This window comes from Lysobacter sp., from assembly GCA_013141175.1.
Classification (GTDB): Bacteria; Pseudomonadota; Gammaproteobacteria; order Xanthomonadales; family Xanthomonadaceae; genus Lysobacter_I.
Genome location: JABFRN010000001.1, coordinates 789,057 through 810,011, shown reverse-complemented (window position 1 = coordinate 810,011; position 20,955 = coordinate 789,057). Strand labels below are relative to the sequence as shown.

The window sequence follows — 20,955 nt, the reverse complement described above, 5'->3', positions numbered from 1 at the left end:
AGCGACAACGATCGCAGCGCAGACGCCACGTCGCCATTCAGTACACCACCGCCCGCGCCTGTACGAACGAGTAGAAGAACACCGCGTCGGGGTCGCTCTGCACCTGGTGCATTTCGCGACGCATGTTGTCGACGACTTCGCGGGTCACGCAGCCGGCGGCGATCAGCTGATCGGCGGCGGACAGCAGCAGCTCTTCCCAGAACGCGATCATGGTCTTGCGCCGCGCCGGTTCGCGATTGTCGAGGTGGAAGGTCTTGATCTCGGTGGTCACGTCGCGATAACCGCCGGCCAGCAGCAGGTTGCCGAGCTTGGCGCCGACGAACGGATCGCCGCCGCTTTCGTGCTGGAAGTCGTTGAACGCCATCCAGTATTTCCACACGTTCGGGGAATACGGGTCGAGCAGGAACGAGGCGTTCATCACCTCGGTGATGTACACCGGCGCACCCGGCGACAGCACGCGGCGCACTTCGGCCAGCACGCGCGCGGGCGAGGGCACATGCTCCAGCACCCAGCACAGGAACGCGGCGTCGAAGCTGCGCGCCTCGAACGGCAGGTCGGTGGCATCCGCCTGCTGCAGCGTGTAGCGGCCTTCGAGCCACGGCATGCGGCCGAGGTTGTCCCGGGCGGCGGTCAGCTGCGCGTCGTTGAGATCGACGCAGGTCGCATGCAGATCCGGAAACCGCCGCAGCAGGATTTCGGTCTGCGCGCCGACGCCGCTGCCGACTTCCAGCAACCGCTGCGCGCCGGTGTAATCGATGTTGCGGAAGATCGTGCTTTCCGCGATCCGGGCCTGTTTCACCAGTCGCGCCTGTTCGGTGCTGGAGAAGCCGTGGAGATAGGTCTTCTGGTCGTCGTGATGCATGTCGATATCGCTCCGATAACGCGGTGCCGTCATGCCGCCGCAGGCCATTCCGGCGATACGCCTGCGATCAACGCATCGAAATAATCGCGCGTCAGCCGCGACTGCGCCTCGGCGGTTTCGGCGCGATTGACGACGGCACGGAACGCGGCGCGCTGCGCATCGGAATGTTCCGGGCGATCCTTCGCATACCAGCCCAGGTGCTTGCGCGCGATCCGAACGCCCTGCTGTTCGCCGTAGAACGCATGCAGATGATCGAGATGGCCCAGCAGCGTGTCGCGGATGTCGGCGAGCGATGGTGCGCGCAGGTGCTCGCCGGTGGCGAGGTAATGCGCGACTTCGCGGAAGATCCACGGTCGGCCCTGCGCGGCGCGGCCGATCATCACCGCGTCGCAGCCGGTGGCATCGAGCACCGCCCGCGCTTTTTCCGGCGAATCGATATCGCCGTTGGCGATCACCGGAATCGCCAGCAAGGATTTGATTTCGGCGACGGTGTCGTACTCGGCGATGCCGGTGTACTGCTGGTCGCGGGTGCGGCCATGCACCGTGAGCGCGGCGATGCCGCTGGCTTCGGCGATGCGCGCGATGACCGGTGCGTTGCGCTGGCCAGCGGCCCAGCCGGTGCGGATTTTCAGGGTCACCGGCACGTCGACGGCGGCGACCACGGCTTCGAGAATGCGCGCGACCAGCGCCTCGTCGCGCATCAGCGCCGAGCCCGCCCAGGCGTTGCAGACTTTCTTGGCAGGACAGCCCATGTTGATGTCGATGATCTGCGCGCCGTGATCGACGTTGTAGCGCGCGGCGTCGGCGAGGTGCTGCGGCTCGGTGCCGGCGAGCTGCACGCTGACCGGGGCGGGCTCGCCGTCGTGGTCCATCCGGTGCAGGGATTTGCGGGTGTGCCGGAAACGCGGATCGGAGATGGTCATTTCCGACACCGCCATCCCTGCGCCCAGCCCTTTGCACAGCTGCCGGAACGGTTTGTCGGTGACCCCGGCCATCGGGGCCAGGATCACGCGGGGAGCGATGGTGTACGGGCCGATCTGCATCGGCGCATTGTAAGCCGCCCATCGGGCCCGGCCGGAGCCGGGCTTCAGGGCCTGCTGCGGCGTTTATTTGGCCGCGAGATTCTGGACTTTGACGCCGGGTGCGTTGGTCATCACCGAGCGGATGCCGTTGTCGCGCGAGGACGCGCTCTTGTACATCTCGCTCCTGCCGATGGATTCGCCGTTCCTGGCCATCAGCGAAAAGTACGGACTGCCGTCCTTGGCGACCTTCTTGTCGAAGTTCGCCTCGGACTGCGCGTGTTTGCGCACCGATTCGATGCCGTTCTCGCAGCCCTGCAACGTGCTGTAACCCTCGCTGGTCAGGATCACCTGGCCGTTGGCGGCTTTCAGGTTGAACTGGAACTCGCCGTCCTTGCGCTTGCTGATCTCGAACTTGCCGGCCATAAGAACCTCCTTAGCGTGGTGGTGGTGCTGGGATGGTATTGCTGAGCGGTATGCCGAGATTAGCAGCGGCCGGCGACGAAAACAGCCGTCATTCCGGGAATCGTTCGTCCAGGTCCGCGCGGGTGGGCATCGACAGCGCGGCGCCCGGGCGTTCGGTGGACAGTGCTGCGTATCGGTTGGCCGCGCGCAGATGGACCGCGAACGCAGCGCCCGGGCGCTGCGCCAGCGCCGCCGCCAGCGCGCCGTTGAAGGCATCGCCAGCGCCGGTGGTGTCGACCGGCGTGGCCGGTTCCGCCGCCAGCCGGTACCACGCGCTGTCGTCGCCGCGGGTGGCGTTGTCGGGATGCGAAACGAAGCAGCCGGCGGCGCCCAGCGTCACCACCACGGTGCCGCCGGGCAGCAGGTCGCGGCACAGCGCATGCAGTCGCGGCGAATCGAGGCTGGCGATGGCTTCGCCGTCGATGCGCTCGCCCAGATGGCGGGCGAACAGCCCGGCGCATTCGGTTTCGTTCGGGGTGAGGATGTCGGCCTGCGCCAGCAACTCGCGCGGCAGCGCCACGTTCGCCGGGGCCGGGTTGAGTATCGCGATCCGACCCGATTCGCGGGCCAGGCGCAAGGCCGCCGCGACCGCCTCCAGCGGCGATTCCAACTGTGCAAGCGTCACTGCGGCCTCGGCGATGGCGGCGCCATGCGCTTCGATGAAGTCGGCCGAAAGCACGGCGTTGGCGCCGGGTCCGACGACGATGCTGTTGCGGCCCTGGGTATCGACGAAGATGCCGGCGCTGCCGGTGGGAACATCGGCGGTCTGGTCGCGCAGGTCGATGCTGTCGGCGGTCGCCAGCGCGCGGGCGTGGTGCCCGCCGAGGTCGTTGCCCAGCGCGCAGACGAATGCGGTGCGGGCGCCGCTGCGCGCCGCTGCGGTGGCCTGATTGAAGCCCTTGCCGCCGGGGCCGCTGGCGTAGTCGCCGCTGAGCGTGGCGCCGGGCTGGGGCAGCGCGTCGCAGCGCCAGACGTGATCGACGTTGAACGAACCGACCACGACGACCTGCGTCGCGATGGGATTGGGGGATGTGTTCGACATGTTGCGGGCGCTCTGAAAAAGACACCTCCGGATCGCTCCGGAGGTGTCGGGTGACACAGGGAAGTTCACATTGGGCGGAACAGGGCTTTCTGGTTGTCGTGCGCCGACGGGGGCCGGCGTCCGTATCTGTCAACGCAAATGGATCAGCACACCGGCAATCGTGGCGGTCATCAGGGTGGCGATCGAGCCGCCCAGCACCGCGCGCATGCCGAAGCGGGCGAGATCGCTGCGGCGTTCCGGCGCGAGGCTGCCGATGCCGCCGATCTGGATCGCGATCGAGGCGAAGTTGGCGAAACCGCACAGCGCGTAGGTCAGGATCAGCCGCGAGTTCTCGCTGATCGCGCCCGGGCCGTTGCCGACCGGGGTCTGCGACAGCTGCAGATAGGCGATGAATTCGTTCAGCACCACCTTCTGGCCGATCAGGCCGCCGGCGATCACCGCATCGTTCCATTCGATGCCGATCACCCAGGCGATCGGCGCCAGCACGTAGCCGAGGATCAGGCCGAGATTCAGCCGCACCTTGTGCTGCGCCGCATCGACGACACCGTCGTTGAGCATCATGTTGAGGCTCTGGTAGCTGCTCAGATGCAGGTCGCCGACCCAGCCGATGATGTAGTTGACCATCGCGATCAGCGCGACGAAGGCCAGCAGCATCGCGGCGATGTTGATCGCCAGCTTCATGCCGTCCGATGCGCCCGCGGCGGCGGCGTCGATGAGGTTCTTGCTTTCCTTCTCGACGTGCACCGTGACCCGGCCGCCGGTGAGTGGCGTGCCGGTTTCGGGAATCAGGATCTTGGCGATCAGCAGCGTGGCCGGCGCGGCCATGATCGAAGCGGCCAGGAAGTGCTTGGCGTACATCTGCTGCAATACGCTATCGGTGCCGGCCAGCATGCCGATGTAGATCGCCATCACGCCGCCGGCGATATGCGCCATGCCGCCGATCATCATCGTCAGCAACTCGGACTCGGTCATCTTGTTGATGTACGGACGCACCGTCAGCGGCGCTTCGGTCTGGCCGATGAACACGCTGGCGCAGACGCTGGTGGTTTCCGCGCCGGAGACCTTCATCACCTTGGTGATGGCCATCGCCATGACCCGCACCACCCATTGCATGACGCCGAGGTGGTAGAGCACGGCCATGAACGAGGCGAAGAAGATCACGGTCGGCAGCGCGTGGAAGATGAAGACGAAACCGTATTTGTCCTGGTCGGCGAAGCCGCCGAGGATCATCTTCGAGCCTTCGGTGGTGAACCCGATCAGGGTCACGAACGTCTTGCCCAGCCCTTCGAAGATCGCGCCGCCCCATGTGGTCATCAGCACGAACGCCGCGAAGGCGATCTGCAATGCCACGCCGGTACCGACCAGCTTCCAGTCCACCGCTTTCTTGTTGTTCGAGAATGCCCATGCGATGCAGATCAGCACCGCCAATCCGAACAGGCCGAAGCCGATCCGCGTCAAAGCTTCCATCAATTCGCTCCCCAGGCCATCGGCCAAACTGGGGCAGGGTAGGCCAGCGGGGCCGGCCGGGGCAACTGTCGGGATTGCGATGTGGGTCGGGCCCTGGCCCGACATTGCCGACTTGCCGGTCGCATCGAACAACGATCCGAACAACGATCGAGGCGGTTTCGATGATTGGCCCGAGTGATGCCGGCATTGCAATGCCGGGCCAGGGCCCGACCTACACGTCCCGCGCCACCACCCGGTTGCAGCCTTCCAGCTTGGCCACCTGCAGCCGGCGGTCGGCGCTGCGCAGCAGCGACGACACATCGTTGCCGTCGCTGGGATAGGCCGCCAGCCCGCCGCTGAAGGTGATCGGCAGCGGGTCGCCGCCGCGTTCGGCCACGAACGGCCGTTCCGCCATCATGTGCCGCAGCCGGTCCAGCCGTTCCCAGGCATTGCCGATCGGGCAGCGCAGCAGCAGGACGAATTCCTGGCCGCCGATCCGCACCAGCCGTTCCTTCGAGTGCAGGATCTCGCGCATCGAGCCGGCGATGTGGCGGATGGCGCGGTCGCCGGCCAGATGGCCGTACTCGACGTTGATGCGCTTGAAATCGTCGAGGTCGAGCAGCGCCAGGGTCAGCGATTCGCCCTCCTCGCGCACCGATTCCAGGATCATCGGCATGCGCTGCACCAGCCAGGCGCGGTTCGGCAGCCCGGTCAGGCCATCGCTGCCGGAGGATTCGATCAGCCGTTGCATCCGGTAGACAATCGTCGTGGTCAGCAACGTCATCAGCAGCATCAGCACCACCCGCTCGACCTGGCCGCCGACCGAGACGGTGCCGTAGTCGATCGAGATCAATTCATCCGGCGAGTGGGCCCGGGTCAGCAGCGCGGCCACCAGCACACCGTACTGCAACATCGCCATCGCACCCGCGTACAGCGTCAGTCGCCCGTCGTTGCGCAGCGCGGTCATGCCGATCGAGAACAGATAGAAGCACCACACCACCATGCTGTTGAACGGCGCCACCGGGTCGCTGAAGTGCAGCAGTCCCAGCACCAGCGTGGTGGTGGTGACGTCGTAGGTGGTGGTGGCGTAGGACAGCCAGTGATGGCGGCGACGGTGGCCGGCCAGCGCCAGCCAGACCTGGGCGCAGATGTTGATGAAGATCGAAGCGCCCAGGCCGATCATCAGCTCCGTCGTGCTGCCGGCGCCGAGATTGCCGATGATCGCCACCGGCGGCAGCAGCAGCGTCAGCGCCGACAGCAGCGCGCGGACGCGGGCCACCAGCAGCTCGCCACCGGCGCCAAGATCGAGCATGACCTCGTCCGGGCGCGAGAACAGCGTCCGCAACAGATCCCGTTTCCACTCGCCGGTGATACTCATGCCGTCCCGAAATCCCGATGCCGATATGCGCACAGGATAGCGTCGCGACCCGCACTTGCGGGTGCGGCATCGATACCGGCGCGGCTGGCTGCGCGATGGCGCCTCTCCTGCAACGCAACATGGCCGTATGATGACGATTCGTTCAGAACGCTTATGGAGGAGATCTGATGAATATCCGCAACGGTCGCAAACGCCATTGGAGCGCTGCCGTCGCCATCGCCGGAGCGATCGCTACCCTGCTGGCATGTCCGACGGTCGCCAGCGCGCAGTCGCCCCTGGGCATGGATCAGGTCTACATGCTCCAACCGCACAACAGTTACGAACACGGCGCGCAGCTTTCGAGCTGGCTCACCGCCGGTTACCGCACGCTGGAACTGGATGTGCAGGACCAGGCGTCCTGGTGGGCCGATCCACGCGGGCCGTACGTGGCGCACGATGGCGGCCCGGTCAACAACAACTGCAGAGGCACCGCCGATCGCTTGGCCGATTGCCTCGACGACATCGTCGCCTGGCAGAACGCCCATCCCGGCGAGGCGCCGATCGTGGTCTTCATCGACATGAAGACACGTTGGGACAATGCGCTGAGCGCGTGGGACGTGGGCAGGATCGACGCGCTGGACAGCTTCGTCTCCGGTTATCTGGGCACGCGGCTCTATCGTTACAGCGATCTTCGCAACCGGATCGCCGCTGCGCCCGGCGCGACGCCGCGCGAGAAGTTGAAGGCGGTGGGTTGGCCGGCGTTCGATGCCCTGCGTGGCAGGATCATCGTCGGGTTCACCGGTGGTCGCATCGCCGCGGTGAATCAGGGCATGGCGGACATGATCGCGCTCCGCGGTGCGTTCGCCAACGCGTTCCTGTGCCCGGACATCGACGCGCCGGATCCGGGCGAGGTCTCGGGTACGGTCGATGGCATGTCGGCTGCCGCATCGGCGCAGGTGCTGTGCGCCAACGTGCAGGCGGGCGACCACTATCAGATCGTCGCCAACCGCGCGGCGGAATATCGCCAGATGATGCATCTGTGGAGTGCCGCGGGCGATTTCAACAGCACCAGTTTCGAGGCCACCTACATCGCGATGGCGCATGGTGTTTCGGCGGTCGGGATGGATGTCACCAACTCGCTTGCGGACCCGAATGTCTTCGTGCCGTCATGGACGTCCACGCTGCCGCTGGTCGGTGTGCGCCGGGGCCTGCCGGGTTACTTCACGTTGCGGCCGAAGAGCGCCAGCGGCACGCGCTGCATCGGTACCCGCAACAACGGCTATTCCAACGGTTCGCAGATCGACCAGGAGTTCTGCACGGGCGGCTCCGACCAGCAGTTCGTGTACACCGCCGAGGGCCAGCTCCGGCCCAGAGGCAGCAATCCCTATTGCATGGATATTTCCGGCGGCAGCGCCGGCAGCGGCAAGGCGATGCATCTGTGGAACTGCGATGGCGGCAGTTCGGAAAAATGGCGATTGACGCCCAATGGGCAACTGCGCAGCGTGAACAACAGCAGCTACTGCGCGACCGTTCCCGGCGGCACGCTGTCGACGGGCATTCAATTGCGGACGGAAGTTTGCGGCACTGCGCTGTCGCAACAGTTCGAGCTGTTGAGGGTTGCGGATTGGCCGCAAACCTCGTTTTGAGGCAAACGAATCAAGGGTTGCGTGATTCGGTCTTGCCCGATTGAGGCAGTTGGGCGTCGACGGAGACACCCTGCACCGCGACCCACGCCGCCAGCGCCAGGAACAGCGCCGCCGCAGCCATGCGTGCGGCTTTCAGCGGCAGTTTCGCTGCGAAGCGGCTGCCCAGCAGCACCACCGGCACGTTCGCCAGCAGCATGCCGAGGGTGGTGCCCATCACCACCGGCCACAGCAGCGGCGATTTCGCCGCCAGCACGACGGTGGCGATCTGGGTCTTGTCGCCGATCTCGGCGATGAAGAAGGCGATCACGGTGGCGATGAACGCGCCGCGCGCGGGCAGCTTCTCGCCATCTTCGTCGATCGTGTCGGGTTTCAGCGTCCACAGGCCGATGGCGAAAAAACTGCCGGCGACGATCCAGCGCAGCACATCCGGCGTGAGGTAACTGGCGGCCAGCGCGCCGAGCCAGGCGGCGAGCGCGTGGTTGAGCACGGTGGCCACGAAGATGCCGGCGATGATCGGCCACGGCCGGCGGAAGCGCGCGGCCAGCAACAGGGCAAGCAGTTGGGTCTTGTCGCCGATCTCGGCGATGGCGACCACCAATGTGGACATGCCCAGCGTTGGCAGGGCGGCGAGGGTCGAAAGCGAGGAAACATCCATGGGAACTCCAGAGCCGGGCTTTCGTGCGGACGCGAAGACAGATATCGCGCAGCCCGGTCCGGCACGCGATATCCGCCTTCGGTCTTGCCCGATATCGCAGTGCTTCCGCGACTGCGATGCCACCCGCGCCATGGCCTGCAGGCCAAGCATGTTGACGCGGCTACCGGCGGTAACTTCCGCTGGCGGGCTACTCCCCGGAGGGCGAATTCCCCGACAACGGGGCGCGCATTGTAACCGTTCCGACGGCGCGCGATGCTTGGGTATACTGGCCGCATCTTCGACGTTACGGGAACAACATCATGCAATACCGTCGTCTTGGTTCGACCGGCCTACAGGTGTCCGCACTGTCGTTTGGCGCCTGGATCACTTTCGGCCAGCAGATCGGCCGTGGCGCGGCGCGCGATCTGATCGCCGCCGCCTGGGACAATGGCGTGAATTTCTTCGACAACGCCGAGGTGTACGCCAGCGGTGAGGCGGAACGGGTGATGGGCGATGTGATCGCCGATCTGCGCCTGCCGCGCGATGGATACGCGGTATCGAGCAAGGTGATGTTCGGTGCGGTCGAAGAACCCAAGCCGATGCAACAGGGTCTCTCGCGCAAACACGTGCGCGACGCCTGCGACGCTGCGCTGAAACGCCTGCGCGTGGATTACATCGATCTTTATTTCTGCCACCGCCCGGACCCCGACACGTCGATCGAGGAAACGGTGTGGGCGATGGACGGCCTGATCCGCCAGGGCAAAGTGCTGTACTGGGGCACGTCGGAATGGCCCGCCGCGCAGATCCGCGAAGCCGCGAAGATCGCGAAGCAACATTCGCTGCATGGGCCGTCGATGGAGCAGCCGCAGTACAACCTCCTGCATCGCGAGCGCGTCGAACTGGAGTACGCGCCGCTCTACGCCGAGCTGGGCCTGGGCACCACCACGTGGTCGCCGCTCGGTTCGGGCCTGCTCACCGGCAAATACAATGCGGCCATCCCCGGCGATGCCCGCCTCGGTCTGGAGGATCATGGTTGGCTGCAGGACCTGATCATGGGCGACAGCGAGGATCGACGCCTGGAACGCGCACGTAAATTCAGCGCGCTCGCGGTCGAACTCGGATTGCCGCCAGCATCGCTGGCGATCGCCTGGTGCCTGCGCAACCCGCACGTATCCACCGTGATCCTCGGCGCCAGCCGGGTCGAGCAATTGCTGCAGAACCTGCAGGCGTTGACCCTCGCCGATACCGTCGAGGACGCGGTGTGGCGGCGGGTGGAAGCCGCGACGAGCTGATCCCGAAACAACGACGCCCCCGTCGAGGGGGCGTCATGCGGATCGCGCTTCAATCCACGCGCGGCGGCGGCGGCGGCGGTGGTGGAGGCGGCGGAGGCGGCGGAGGCGCGGGTGGCATCGGCATCGCGTCGTTGCCGTCGTCCTCCCAGGTCTGCACCTGGCCATCCTTGTCGACCATCACGATCTTGCGATGCGTCACCATCGCTGCGCCGTCAGGCGCGTGCGGCGCCGCGCCGGCCTTCGGCGGATGCGGCGGCGCAGGGGGTGCCGGTGGCGCGGGAGGTATCGGCGGCATCGGCGGCATCGGCGGGAACAGCATCGCTTTGGGCACCTTCAATTGCGCGCTGCCGGATTTGCGGTCGCGCAGGTAATCCACCGCGACGGTAATGTCCGCCGGCTTGTCGCGCAGCGCATCCATCACGGCGCGCGGTGTCGCCACCGCTTTGCCGTCGACGCGTTGGATCACGTCGCCCGCCTGCAACTGGCCCAGGGACGGCCCGGTGCTGAGCACCAGTACGCCCGCGTCGGCGCCGAAATAACGCCCCAGCGACTTGTCCACCGACGCCAGATTCAAGCCGTTCCAGCGGAACGCTTCGGCCAGCCGCTGTTGACCCTGGCAGGTGTCGCCGGGTTTGCAGTCGAAGCGGAACACATGCGTCTGCATCTCGTGAGGACCGCTCATGCCGGCCGGGTCGATACCGACGGGGGCGCGCATCATCTGCGCATGCGCCTGCTTGCGGCATGCATCCTCATCACCCTTGCAGTCGATCCGAATCACGCGCTTGTCGATGCGCGGCGCGCCGTGCCCGCCTTGTGCGTCATCGCCGCTGAAGACGAACACGTGCGGCGCATCGCCCGCGCCCGGAAAGCGGGCGCCGTCGAGACCTTCGATGTCGAGGCGATCGGTTTCGATGCCGATGACGCCGTCGGGGCGCATCATTCTGCCGTCGCCGGAGAAGACCATGATCCGGCTGTCCAGTCTGGGTTTGACTTCGACTTCCGTCTCCTTGTCGCCGCGTGCATAGACCAGTTTCACCGGAGTGTTTTCGTCCAGGCCCTGCAACTGCCTGCGCGCGTTCTCGACCCGCGCTTCCGGCGAGCCGCCCTCGATGGTCTTGCCGCCGATGCGCAGCAGCCGGTCTCCGCTTTTGATGCCTTTCGCCGCTGCCGCGCCATCCGGAGTGACCCCGGCGATGCGCACGCCGCCGCCTTCATCGGGCGCGAACAGCACGCCGACCACAGGGCGCCGCGCCGGCAACGCATGATCGAAGTGGAAGCCATCGCCGCCGTACTCACGGGTGAGCTCAGCCAAGCGCTTGGCGGCGCGGCTCACGTCTTCGCGCGCCGCGTCGATTTTTTTCTGCTGTTCCGGCGTCGGGTCTTTGGATTGGGTCAGGGCGGCGCCGGCGAACGACAATCCGCAGACAACGGCCAGAGCGAGGAGATGGGGGCGAAGCGGTCTCATGGGAACCTCGGACAGGGAAACGAAAAGGAAAGAGCGGAACATCAATCGATACTGACCAGCGCGCCGTCCAGGCGCCCGCCGTCGGCGGCCAGCAGGCGCAGATTGCTTTCGAAGTCCGTCGAACGCTGCAGCGTCTCGACGCGTGCCTGCCACAGTGCCTGTTGCTCGCCGGCTGCCAGTCCCGGTTGCGCCAACTGCGCGTCGATCGTCGCGAGTTCGGCATCGAAGGCGCTGGCCAGCGCTGCGGCCGGCCCGCTTTCGACCCGTGTGTCGCGTGCGAAGCTCAGCAGGGTTTCGAGCTGCGCGGATGCGCTGTACAGGGTTTCCAGCGTCGTGTCGGCATTCTCCTGCGGCTGCGCGATGCCTGCAGTGGAAGGCGCTTGCGTCGTGCGCCGTAGCGCGCGATCCGCACTGCGTCGCGCGCTGTGCGCATGCGCCGGACGGGCGGTGCTCGCCGCGATCGACAGCATCCGCGCGGAACGGTCAGTGGTACCGGCGACGACGGGCGGATCGGCGCGCACATCGGCGCGAGGATCGGTGCGAGGATCGGTGCGAGGATCGCCGCCGCCGATGGCGGCGGACGGCGTGGCGGTGGTCGGTGCGTGGGCGATCGTGGCGGGCGATGCCGCGACGGCGGCGGTGTCGCGTTCCGCGTCGCGCAGCATCCACGCCACCGGCCACAACGTCAGCGCGAACAGCGATGCGGCCAGTGCCAGCCATGTACGGCTGCGCGCATGTGCCTTCCTCTGATCGAGCTGTGCGGCAACCGCCGGCCACGCGGATGCGGGAGGCGCAGCCAACGGCAGCGCGGCGAAGACATCGCTCCAGCCGGGCGGATCGGAACCGGCATGATGCGGGGAACGGGAAGCGTCAGCCATGGGCGGCCTCGCGGAGCGGCAGTGCGGTGGGTTCGAGCAACTCGCGCAGGCGGCGTGTGCCGCGCGCGAGCTGGGATTTCGAGAAGCTGGGCGTGCGTTGCATCAGCACGGCGATCTCGTCGTGGGTGTAGCCCTCGGCGTGATACAGCCACAGCACGGTACGGGTATTCGCCGGCAATGCGTCGAGGGCGCGCTGCAGGCAAGCGGCATCGGCGGCGGCGGGCGGTGGCGGGGTGCGGTCGTCGACCCAATCGGTTTCGTCGGCATGGTTGGCGTCTTCATCGTCGCTGCGGCGACGCCGGCGCAGCGCCATCAGCGCTTCATTGACCGCGATCTGTCGCAGCCATCCCCAGAACGGGCTGCCATCGAGATGCGCCGCACCGACACGATCGATGCGGCTACCGCGGAACTCGCCGATCCGGGCGATGACCTTCAGCATGGTGTCCTGCAGCACGTCCGCCGCCTGCTCGCGCTCGCCGCAGATCCGCAGCGCCAGCGTGAACACCGGCCGTTCGAACCAGCGGTAGACCTGCTCGAACGCCGCGTGCTCGCCCAGGCGCATGCGCGCGAGCAGGGCGTCGGGCACATCGATGGCGAAGCTGGAGGGTCGTGAGGTCATCTCATCATCTGGATGCATCAGTAGGCGAAAACGTCGCAGGCCATCGAAAACCGCTGCCGACGGGCTGAACGAATGGCCGACCCGGTCCGTGTGCGGCCCGGCTTCCGGCCAAGCGATCGCCTGCGCTTGCTTCGTCGCGGCGGCCATCCCGGGCCGCATGGCAGGCTGTTGTCCAGCAGCCTGCGCACCCTGCCGGTCACACCCTATACTGACCCCATTCCAGTGGGGAGGTTTCGACATGGGCGGTGGATTTTTTCTGGCGGCGGTCGTGGTGTTCGCGGGTATCGTCGTGCTGTTCAAGGCGGTCCGCATGGTGCCGCAGGGTTACGAATGGACGGTCGAGACCTTCGGCAAATACACGCGCACGCTCGCGCCGGGGCTGCATATCCTGATGCCGATCTATCAGGGCGTCGGCCGCAAGATCAACATGATGGAACAGGTGATGGACGTGCCCAGCCAGGACGTCATCACCAAGGACAACGCCGTGGTGAAGGTGGACGGCGTGGTCTATTTCCAGGTGCTCGACGCTGCCAAGGCCGCGTACGAGGTCGCCCAGCTCGAAGTGGCCATCCTCAATCTGGTCATGACCAACATCCGCACAGCGATCGGCTCGATGGATCTCGACGAGTCGCTGTCCAAGCGCGACGAGATCAACGCCAAGGTGCTGACCGCCGTCGACCACGCCACCCATCCGTGGGGGCTGAAGGTCAACCGCATCGAACTGAAGGACATCCAGCCGCCGCGCGATCTGATCGCCTCGATGCAGCAGCAGAAGATGGCCGAACAGAACAAGCGCGCGGCGGTGCTCGAAGCCGAGGGCGTGCGCCAGTCGGCGATCCTGCGCGCCGAGGGCGAGAAGCAGGCGGCAGTGCTGGAAGCCGAAGGCAAGCGCGAGGCCTCGTTCCGCGAGGCGGAAGCCCGCGAGCGTCTGGCCGAAGCCGAAGCCAAGGCGACGCAGATGGTCTCCGACGCCATCGCCAGCGGCAACGTCAACGCCATCAACTACTTCATCGCCCAGAAATACATCGAAGCGTTCAAGGCGCTGGCCGAAGCGCCGAACCAGAAGTTCATCATGCTGCCGATGGAGTCTGCGGGCATCCTCGGTTCGCTTGCGGGCATCACCGAGCTCGCCAAGGAAGCGCTGACCCACCAGCAGGCCAACAAGCCGCCGGCGATGCCGCGCAGTGGAGGCTGACATGCGCTGGGATGCGATCATCTGGGCAGCGATCGCGCTGCTGCTGTTCGCGGCCGAGGCGATGGTGCCGGGCGCCTTCATGCTCTGGATGGGCATCGCCGCGTCGGTGGTGTTCCTTGGCGTCCTGGTCGTGCCGGGCATGTCGATCCTCGCCCAGGCCGTCGCGTTCATCGCGCTCAGCTTCATCTCGATCCAGGTGTACCGGACGTACTTCCGCGGACGGGAGATCCCGAGCGACCAGCCGGCGCTGAACCGCCGTACCGAGCAACTGGTGGGGCGCGTGGTGTCCCTGGAGCGCGCGATCGAACGTGGCGCGGGGCGCGTGCAGATCGCCGATGCCTATTGGGAAGTGAGCGGCCCCGATCTGCCTGCCGGCGTCGACGTGCGCATCGTCGGTGCGGAAGGCATGACCCTGCGCGTCGAAGCCGTCGAGTAGGTCGGCGACAGGATTCATCACTGTTCAATGAGGCTTTTTGCGATGACGAAGTGTCTGTACCTGATCTGTTCGGCCGGCTTGTCGCTACTGTCCGCCACGGCGTTCGCCACCGGCCCGCAGAGCGACGATCTGGTCGGTCGCAATGTGCCGCCGTATCCCGCAGGGCTGGACGAGCTGCAGGGGTCCTGTATCCCCGGCGGTCCGTTGCCGGCCCAGGTCTGCGATTACAGTCTGACGGTGGTCGGCAGATTCGCCACCGATCCCGCGAGGGAGGCGACGTCCACGCAATTGCTGGCGCTGCGCAATCTCGACCCGGGCGCACGACAGGCGCGCTGGAACGTGACCGACACCGCCGCCGTGCCCAAGCCACGCAAAGGCTATGGGCTTCAGATCGGCACCTGCCGGATCGATCGTGTCGCCAGTCCCAACGTTGCCGCCTTCGTCCGTCACGGCAATCGCGAGTACTCGCGCGATGTGCGCTGGGCGCGGCGGTTCGACATCGCCAGCGGCAAGTTGATGCCGATTGCGAGCAAGCGGGTCGACTGCCTGAATGAGGGGATCGGCATCTAGCCGAACCGCAGGGCGAGCGGCAGCCCACGACGTCGCGCGCCATGCGCATCCGTGCGGTCGCGCGTTGTCGCAAGCGCGCCGCCCATGCGACGTCCCGCTCTGGGATAATGCCGATCTTTCCGACGGGGCCGGCACCATGACGCAGAAGACCATCCTCAACGACGCCCATCGCGCACTCGGCGCCAAGATGGTCGACTTCGGCGGCTGGGACATGCCGATCAGCTACGGTTCGCAGATCGACGAACACCACCAGGTGCGCCGCGACGCCGGCATGTTCGATGTCTCGCACATGACCGTGGTCGACCTGCGCGGCGCTCGCACCCGCGAGTTCCTGCGCCATCTCGTCGCCAATTCGGTCGACAAACTCCAGAAGTCGGGCAAAGCCCTCTACACCTGCATGCTCAATCCGCAGGGCGGGGTGATCGACGATCTCATCGTCTACTTCCTGTCCGAGGATTTCTTCCGTCTCGTCGTCAACGCCGCCACCCGCGACAAGGATCTGGCGTGGATCGGCCAGCAGGCCGCCGCGTTCGACGTCAGCGTCACCGAGCGCCCGGAGCTTGCGATGATCGCGGTGCAGGGCCCCCATGCGCGCGAACGCGTCCTCGGGCTGCTCTCCGCCGACACCGCGCCCGCCGCCGGCAAGATCGGCAAGTTCGTCGCCACCGAGGCGGTGACGAAGGACGGCACGCCGCTGTTCGTGGCGCGCACCGGCTACACCGGTGAGGATGGTTTCGAGATCGTCGTTCCCGAAGACAAGGCGGTCGCGCTATGGGACGCGCTGCTCGCCGTCGGCGTGAAGCCGGCCGGTCTCGGCGCCCGCGACACGCTGCGCCTGGAGGCCGGCATGAATCTCTACGGCCAGGACATGGACGACACCGTCAGCCCGTACGAAGCGGCGTTGGCATGGACGGTTTCGCTCGACGCGGACAGGCCCTTCATCGGTCGCGCCGCGCTCGAAGCGCAGAAGGCCGTCGGCGTGCCGCGGCAAATGGTCGGTCTGGTGATGGACGACAAAGGCGTGCTGCGTCACGGCCAGACGGTCCTCACCGCCGCTGGCGGCGGCGAGATCCTCTCCGGCACCTTCTCGCCGACGCTGGGCAAGGCGATCGCATTCGCGCGCGTGCCGGCCGGCGACCTCGGAGAAGTACGCGTCGACATCCGCGGCAAGGCGGTGCCCGTGCGCGTCGTCAAGTTTCCGTTCGTGCGCGACGGTAAAGCGCAGGAAAGTATTTGATCCTCGCCGCCGCGCTTCTACACTAGCCCTGTCTGTTCCTTTCCACCGCCAACCCCTGCGGAGCCCACGATGAGCGAGATCCCCGGTGACCTGAAATTCCTGAAGTCCCACGAGTGGGCCCGCGTCGAAGGCGACGGCAAGATCACCGTGGGCATTTCCGATCATGCCCAGGGCCTGCTCGGCGATCTGGTCTATGTCGAACTGCCGAACGTCGGCGACCGCATCGAAGTGGGCAATGCCTGCGCCGTGGTCGAGTCGGTGAAAGCCGCATCGGACGTGTATGCGCCGATCAGCGGCACGATCACTGCGGTCAACGCAGCGCTGGCCGACAAGCCGGAAACGATCAACGAGGACGCCTACGGCGAAGGTTGGCTGTTCGTGGTCGAGGCCGAAGACAACGACCAGCTCAACGATCTGCTCGCGCCGGACGACTACGCCGAACTGCTGGAAGACGACGGCCACTGAGCCCGCACTCCCCGCGCGCCGGTGCCGTCCGGTGCGCGTCCGGCCCACCCGAAGCCGCTCGCGTTGTCCGCGAGCGGCTTTTTCTTTGCGCGCCCGTCGAGGGCGCGCATGCATCGCGCGTCCTCCGCGCCGCGGTTTCGGATGCGCTCGCGACGCGAATCGGGAACGTGGCGTGCGTCGGCGCTGGCGCCGTTCGCGTGGCCGAACGCGTCGCGATCCACCTCTCGACACCTGCGAGACATCGCTTCGGCACCGCGAAACGCGTCGAAAAGTTCGCGCACTTTCGCGCAATCGGGCTTGCGCGACACGGAAAAACGACCATTCGACGAATTGACGAAAGCGCTGCGTTCACTTGCCGGTACGCGCACCGGATGGACGTCGCCGTCGCCTCATCCGATCGGTGCGGACACGCGGCGCGCGCCGCATTCCGCAAATAAAACCGCTGGAAAAAAGATGTTTTTTTTCGCGCGTGTCGATCGGTGGGCGTGCCGGGCGCGCGTGGCCGAGCGGTGCGCATGCGACGATCGACGGCTCGCGCGGTGCTGCGTGGCGGTGCGTCGCGGGATTTTTTTTCGCGTGGGGTGTTGACAGTGGAAAAAAGCGTGATTAGGTTTCGCCCCAAGTGTCGCCATAGCAGAAGTGAGTGAGTCGGATCAAGACGAAAACGCGAAGCGCAAACAGATCTTCCTCCCGGACCTCCATTCCGGCGGAAGCAGGCTTCGTCTCCTCCGCGAAAAACAGCGACGCAGCGCAACGCGCCCGCCCGAATCGCCGAACCCGCGACCTTGCCGGTCACGGGTTTTCTGTTGCCCCGCGTGGATGCGCGTCGCGATGGAGCAGGCCGGCGATGGTTGCGGGTGTAACGAATATCCGGGTCTCGCAGTCGCGAGCCCGGCAGGAATCCGTACCGGCTTGCCTTGTGCGCCGGCGGTGGAAGGCGGGTCCGACTCCCGCAATCCGGTTGTTGACTGGGCCGTAATATCCAATGCAAGTTCACTGACGAGGAGCCATCCCATGGCTGTTAAAAAAGCTGCAAAGAAAACCGCGAAGAAAGCGGCGAAGAAAACCGTGAAGAAAGCCGCCAAGAAGGCCGTCCGCAAGACCGCCAAGAAGGCTGCCAAGAAAGCCACCAAGAAGGTCGCCAAGAAGGCTGCCAAGAAGACCGTGAAGAAGGCTGCCAAGAAGGCCGCCAAGAAGACCGCGAAGAAGGCTGCCAAGAAAGTAGCCAAGAAGCCGGCCAAGAAAGCTGCCAAGAAGACCGCGAAGAAGGCCGCCAAAAAAGCCGCCAAGAAGCCGGCCAAGAAGGCTGCCAAGAAAGTCGCAAAAAAAAAGGCTAAGAAAGCTGTGAAGCGCACCAAGAAGGCTGCGCCGGCCGCAGTGCCGGCAGCACCCGCGCCGATGATGTAATCCGCAACACCCCGATTAGCGGTATCCGAAACTCCCTCTCCGCATGCCCAGGCGGAGAGGGAGTTTTTTTATGGGCGAACGCCAAGCCCTGCACAGGGATCGGCGCTTCGATCGCCCGTGCCTGGTCCAGGATGTCGCGGCCCCTGCCCGTCATGTCGATCCCGAAACGGGTTGCTCGACGCGAGGCTGCTGCTTGCGGGCGAGATGATCCCGGATGGCTTCGTGCTGCCCACCAGTACCGTTCCGTCGGCATCGCCCGTCGTGGGGAGCTGTACGCGCTGCTCGATGCCTGTCGCCGTTTCAACGAGTGGTCGTCGTGGCATGGTCTCGGCTCCAGGATGGCCTGCACCTGCGAAGGTCCCGCCGAAGGCGTCGGAGCCGCGATGCGCTGGTCCAGCGAGCAGTCGAATGTCGCGCGGGTCGGTCTGATGCTCGATCGCGGGGTCGGTGGCGATTTCACGCGCGGATTGGCGAAGCTCGGGACTGCGCTGGAAAGCAGCGCTTCAGGAAGCGGCAGCGACTGGGGGCGCGTTGCCGCAGCATCAGGATCGACGACGGCATCGACGCATGGATCCCACGCCTGGATCAAATCCGGGCGCGTCCCGCCGCCGCGATTACTCGGGCTGTGCGTTCGACATCGATGCTTCCACGCCGCCGCTCGACGCTGGCGGTTCCGGCAACGCCGGCAGGCCCTGTGCGTACAGGCCTTCCTCCAGCGGCTCCGGTTCGGTGTCGAGCCAACGCTGCGGCGTCACGCCGATGGCGCGGTCGAGAATCGTCGGCAGCAGGCCCGATGGTGCCGAGCTGTTGGCATTCCAGAGGATCGCCACGCCGAGATCGCGCTCGGGCATCAGTGCGATGACACCGCGATATCCCTGTACGGCGCCGCCGTGGAAGACCACGCGATGACCGACGTAATCGAAAACGCGCCAGCCAAGGCCGTAGCCTGCCGAGTTCAGCCGGTCGCGGCGCCATTGCGAACCGCGCGTCTCGCTGGGCGTGTCGATCAAGGGCGCATGCAGCGTCGCCAGCAGCGAGCCCGACAACACATCGGGGCGGTAGCCGCCCTGCGCGAGCAGCCACTGCGCCATGTCGCTGATGCTGGCGTTGACGCCTGCGGCCGGCGCGACCCGATAGTAGGTGGGCTTGGGCATCACCGCGGTCCAGCCGCGTTTGCCGCGGATGTGCGGTTTCGCCCAGCGCGTGCTGGCGGCGATGCCTTCCAGACCGTAGCTGGCATCGGTCATGCCCAGCGGTTTGAACAGCCGACGCGCGACGACCTGATCGAACGGTTGGCCGCTGGCGCCCTGGACGACGTCGCCGATCAGGCTGTAGGCGATGTTCTGGTAGGCGTAGCACTCGCCGGGCGCGCACTTCATCGGCGCGTACGCGATCTTCCGCACCAGTGCGGGATATTCGGCGTAGCCCTCGAGATCGCGATCGAAGGCATTGCTGCCGATGCCGACGCGATGGCTCAGCACTTCGGCCACGTTGAGTTGCAGGGTGGCCTGCGGTTCGGAGAGTTGCAGCGTCGGGTAGTAGTCGACGATGCGGCTGTCCCAGCGCAGCTTGCCGTCGGCGATGAGCATCGCGGTGGTGGTGGAGGCGAAAGACTTGGACAACGATGCGAGCCGGAACACGGTGTGCGCGTCGACGGTTTCCGGCTGGTCGACATCGGTGATGCCGTAGCCGCGCGCGCTCACGACACGCCCGCCCTGCACGATCGCCATCGCCAGGCCCGGCACTTTCTGCCCGGCGACGAGACTCTCGGCCAGCGTTTCGAATTCATGGACATCGAAGCTGGTGGCGATCGGCTGGATCTGCAGACCCGCGCCGGGATACACGCGCGCCATCGTCGCTTTCGGCGAATACACGCTGCCGAAATCGCCCGGCAGCGGTCCGTTGGCGCCAGCGGTGTTCCAGCGCAGCGGCGTCTGTGCCGAAAGACCGGCCGCCAGCGGCAACAGCATCGTCACCAGACCGGTCTGACACGCCAAGATGATGGCGCGGGTCCGGGCGGAACGACGCGATCCGCTATGCCGAGTCTTGTCTTTCATCGCGAGCCACCCCTGCGTATGCTTCGCTTGCGGGTCAGTTGGTGAGGAAGTGTCCGATCCGCCTGCCTGTCGCCAACCACATGTCGGCAACAACGTGTCGGTGGATATCGCTTCCGGGTCTTCGGGCCGATCATAGCGCCTGTTCCGTCTTTTGCATGAACAAGGGGAGATTCGATGCTTATTTTGTTGATCCTGCTCGCAATTCTCGCGGCCGTCGGGTTCTGGGCCATCGCGGTCTACAACGGTCTGGTCACGTCCAGGAACGGCTACAAGAACGCATTCGCCCAGATCGACGTTCAGCTGCAGCGTCGATTCGACCTGATCCCCAACCTCGTCGAAACCGCCAAGGGCTACCTCAAGCACGAGCGCGAGACGCTCGATGCGGTGATTTCGGCGCGCTCCGCCGCGCAGTCGGGACTGGCAGCGGCCAAAGCCAACCCGGGTGATCCCGAGGCGATGGCGACGCTCGCCGCCGCGCAGGGCCAGCTCAACGCCGGCCTGGGGCGCCTGCTTGCCATCGCGGAAGCCTACCCGGACCTGAAGGCCAACCAGAACATGATGCAGCTCACCGAAGAGCTGACCAGCACCGAGAACAAGGTCGCGTTCGCGCGGCAGGCGTTCAACGATGCGGTGATGGCCTTCAACAACCGGCGCGAAGTGTTTCCGTCCAGCATGATCGCCGGCATGTTCAATTTCGCCGCCGCTGCGCAGCTCGCGATTCCGGCCGACAAGCCCGAAATGCGCGATGCGCCGAAGGTGCAGTTCTGAGCGCAGCGGGACGGCCGACACGGTTCCCGGTACGCGGATAGCGTCGAGCTGTCCGCGCATCCGGCGTTCGCCGCCCGCGCATTCCCTTACTCCCG

21 protein-coding genes are annotated in these 20,955 nt (G+C 66.1%); 9 read left to right on the top strand and 12 right to left on the bottom strand.

Features of this window, described 5'->3' with window-relative positions; genetic code table 11:
• Positions 1 to 37: 37 nt before the first annotated feature.
• The 6 genes from HOP03_03810 to HOP03_03785 form a co-directional block, all read right to left on the bottom strand.
• Complete coding sequence (locus HOP03_03810) at positions 38 to 862, bottom strand: methyltransferase domain-containing protein (protein ID NOT87290.1); 825 nt, start codon at positions 860 to 862, stop codon at positions 38 to 40.
• 29 nt (positions 863 to 891) lie between these two features.
• Positions 892 to 1,905 carry a tRNA dihydrouridine synthase DusB gene (gene dusB / locus HOP03_03805; protein NOT87289.1) on the bottom strand — a complete coding sequence of 338 codons (1,014 nt, stop codon included), beginning with the start codon at positions 1,903 to 1,905 and terminating at the stop codon, positions 892 to 894.
• Positions 1,906 to 1,968: 63 nt separating this feature from the next.
• The gene (locus tag HOP03_03800) at positions 1,969 to 2,307 is read right to left on the bottom strand and encodes a YegP family protein (protein ID NOT87288.1); all 339 of its coding nucleotides are present in this window, start codon (positions 2,305 to 2,307) and stop codon (positions 1,969 to 1,971) included.
• Between the two features lie 88 nt (positions 2,308 to 2,395).
• A complete protein-coding gene (locus HOP03_03795) occupies positions 2,396 to 3,388 on the bottom strand; it encodes a ribokinase (GenBank protein ID NOT87287.1) in 993 nt (330 codons plus the stop codon).
• Positions 3,389 to 3,517: 129 nt separating this feature from the next.
• Positions 3,518 to 4,858 carry a NupC/NupG family nucleoside CNT transporter gene (locus HOP03_03790; GenBank protein ID NOT87286.1) on the bottom strand — a complete coding sequence of 447 codons (1,341 nt, stop codon included), beginning with the start codon at positions 4,856 to 4,858 and terminating at the stop codon, positions 3,518 to 3,520.
• 208 nt (positions 4,859 to 5,066) lie between these two features.
• On the bottom strand, positions 5,067 to 6,212 hold the full coding sequence (locus tag HOP03_03785; GenBank protein NOT87285.1) for a GGDEF domain-containing protein: 1,146 nt from the start codon (positions 6,210 to 6,212) through the stop codon (positions 5,067 to 5,069).
• Between the two features lie 167 nt (positions 6,213 to 6,379).
• Here HOP03_03785 and HOP03_03780 point away from each other — a divergent pair, with 167 nt between their 5' ends.
• Entirely contained in the window at positions 6,380 to 7,837 is a 1,458-nt protein-coding gene (locus HOP03_03780) for a hypothetical protein (protein NOT87284.1), read from the top strand.
• Positions 7,838 to 7,847: 10 nt separating this feature from the next.
• On the opposite strand, the gene HOP03_03775 is transcribed toward HOP03_03780, so the two are convergent.
• Positions 7,848 to 8,444, bottom strand: coding sequence for a TMEM165/GDT1 family protein (locus tag HOP03_03775; protein NOT87283.1), 597 nt, complete (start codon positions 8,442 to 8,444; stop codon positions 7,848 to 7,850).
• Between the two features lie 347 nt (positions 8,445 to 8,791).
• On the opposite strand from HOP03_03775, the gene HOP03_03770 reads away from it, so the two are divergent.
• Positions 8,792 to 9,763, top strand: coding sequence for an aldo/keto reductase (locus HOP03_03770; protein NOT87282.1), 972 nt, complete (start codon positions 8,792 to 8,794; stop codon positions 9,761 to 9,763).
• Positions 9,764 to 9,812: 49 nt separating this feature from the next.
• On the opposite strand, the gene HOP03_03765 is transcribed toward HOP03_03770, so the two are convergent.
• From HOP03_03765 to HOP03_03755, 3 genes are read right to left on the bottom strand one after another with little or no spacing between them, the layout of a single operon-like run.
• Positions 9,813 to 11,228, bottom strand: a complete 1,416-nt coding sequence (locus HOP03_03765) for a PDZ domain-containing protein (GenBank protein ID NOT87281.1) — start codon at positions 11,226 to 11,228, stop codon at positions 9,813 to 9,815.
• 41 nt (positions 11,229 to 11,269) lie between these two features.
• Entirely contained in the window at positions 11,270 to 12,106 is an 837-nt protein-coding gene (locus HOP03_03760; GenBank protein NOT87280.1) for a hypothetical protein, read from the bottom strand.
• Positions 12,099 to 12,743: a sigma-70 family RNA polymerase sigma factor gene (locus HOP03_03755; GenBank protein ID NOT87279.1), complete on the bottom strand. Its 645-nt coding sequence runs from the start codon at positions 12,741 to 12,743 to the stop codon at positions 12,099 to 12,101. Before HOP03_03755 ends, HOP03_03760 begins: the two co-directional genes overlap by 8 nt.
• A gap of 220 nt (positions 12,744 to 12,963) precedes the next feature.
• Here HOP03_03755 and HOP03_03750 point away from each other — a divergent pair, with 220 nt between their 5' ends.
• The 5 genes from HOP03_03750 (at position 12,964) to gcvH (ending at position 16,628) form a co-directional block, all read left to right on the top strand.
• Positions 12,964 to 13,920 carry an SPFH/Band 7/PHB domain protein gene (locus tag HOP03_03750; GenBank protein NOT87278.1) on the top strand — a complete coding sequence of 319 codons (957 nt, stop codon included), beginning with the start codon at positions 12,964 to 12,966 and terminating at the stop codon, positions 13,918 to 13,920.
• Between the two features lies 1 nt (position 13,921).
• A complete protein-coding gene (locus HOP03_03745; GenBank protein ID NOT87277.1) occupies positions 13,922 to 14,356 on the top strand; it encodes an NfeD family protein in 435 nt (144 codons plus the stop codon).
• Between the two features lie 42 nt (positions 14,357 to 14,398).
• Positions 14,399 to 14,926, top strand: a complete 528-nt coding sequence (locus HOP03_03740; GenBank protein ID NOT87276.1) for a hypothetical protein — start codon at positions 14,399 to 14,401, stop codon at positions 14,924 to 14,926.
• Positions 14,927 to 15,062: 136 nt separating this feature from the next.
• Positions 15,063 to 16,163 carry a glycine cleavage system aminomethyltransferase GcvT gene (gcvT, locus tag HOP03_03735; GenBank protein ID NOT87275.1) on the top strand — a complete coding sequence of 367 codons (1,101 nt, stop codon included), beginning with the start codon at positions 15,063 to 15,065 and terminating at the stop codon, positions 16,161 to 16,163.
• A gap of 69 nt (positions 16,164 to 16,232) precedes the next feature.
• Positions 16,233 to 16,628 (top strand): glycine cleavage system protein GcvH, encoded by a 396-nt coding sequence (gcvH, locus tag HOP03_03730; GenBank protein NOT87274.1) that lies wholly within the window; start codon positions 16,233 to 16,235, stop codon positions 16,626 to 16,628.
• On the opposite strand, the gene HOP03_03725 is transcribed toward gcvH, so the two are convergent.
• On the bottom strand, positions 16,595 to 16,996 hold the full coding sequence (locus tag HOP03_03725) for a hypothetical protein (GenBank protein NOT87273.1): 402 nt from the start codon (positions 16,994 to 16,996) through the stop codon (positions 16,595 to 16,597). The two genes, gcvH and HOP03_03725, sit on opposite strands and share 34 nt — an antisense overlap.
• Before the next feature lie 646 nt (positions 16,997 to 17,642).
• On the opposite strand from HOP03_03725, the gene HOP03_03720 reads away from it, so the two are divergent.
• A complete protein-coding gene (locus HOP03_03720) occupies positions 17,643 to 18,035 on the top strand; it encodes a histidine biosynthesis protein HisIE (GenBank protein NOT87272.1) in 393 nt (130 codons plus the stop codon).
• A gap of 614 nt (positions 18,036 to 18,649) precedes the next feature.
• Here the strand turns inward: HOP03_03720 and HOP03_03715 are convergent.
• Positions 18,650 to 20,092, bottom strand: coding sequence for a beta-lactamase family protein (locus tag HOP03_03715; GenBank protein NOT87271.1), 1,443 nt, complete (start codon positions 20,090 to 20,092; stop codon positions 18,650 to 18,652).
• A 174-nt stretch (positions 20,093 to 20,266) separates the two neighbouring features.
• Between HOP03_03715 and HOP03_03710 the strand changes: the two genes are divergently transcribed.
• On the top strand, positions 20,267 to 20,860 hold the full coding sequence (locus HOP03_03710) for a LemA family protein (protein NOT87270.1): 594 nt from the start codon (positions 20,267 to 20,269) through the stop codon (positions 20,858 to 20,860).
• Positions 20,861 to 20,955 lie beyond the last annotated feature (95 nt).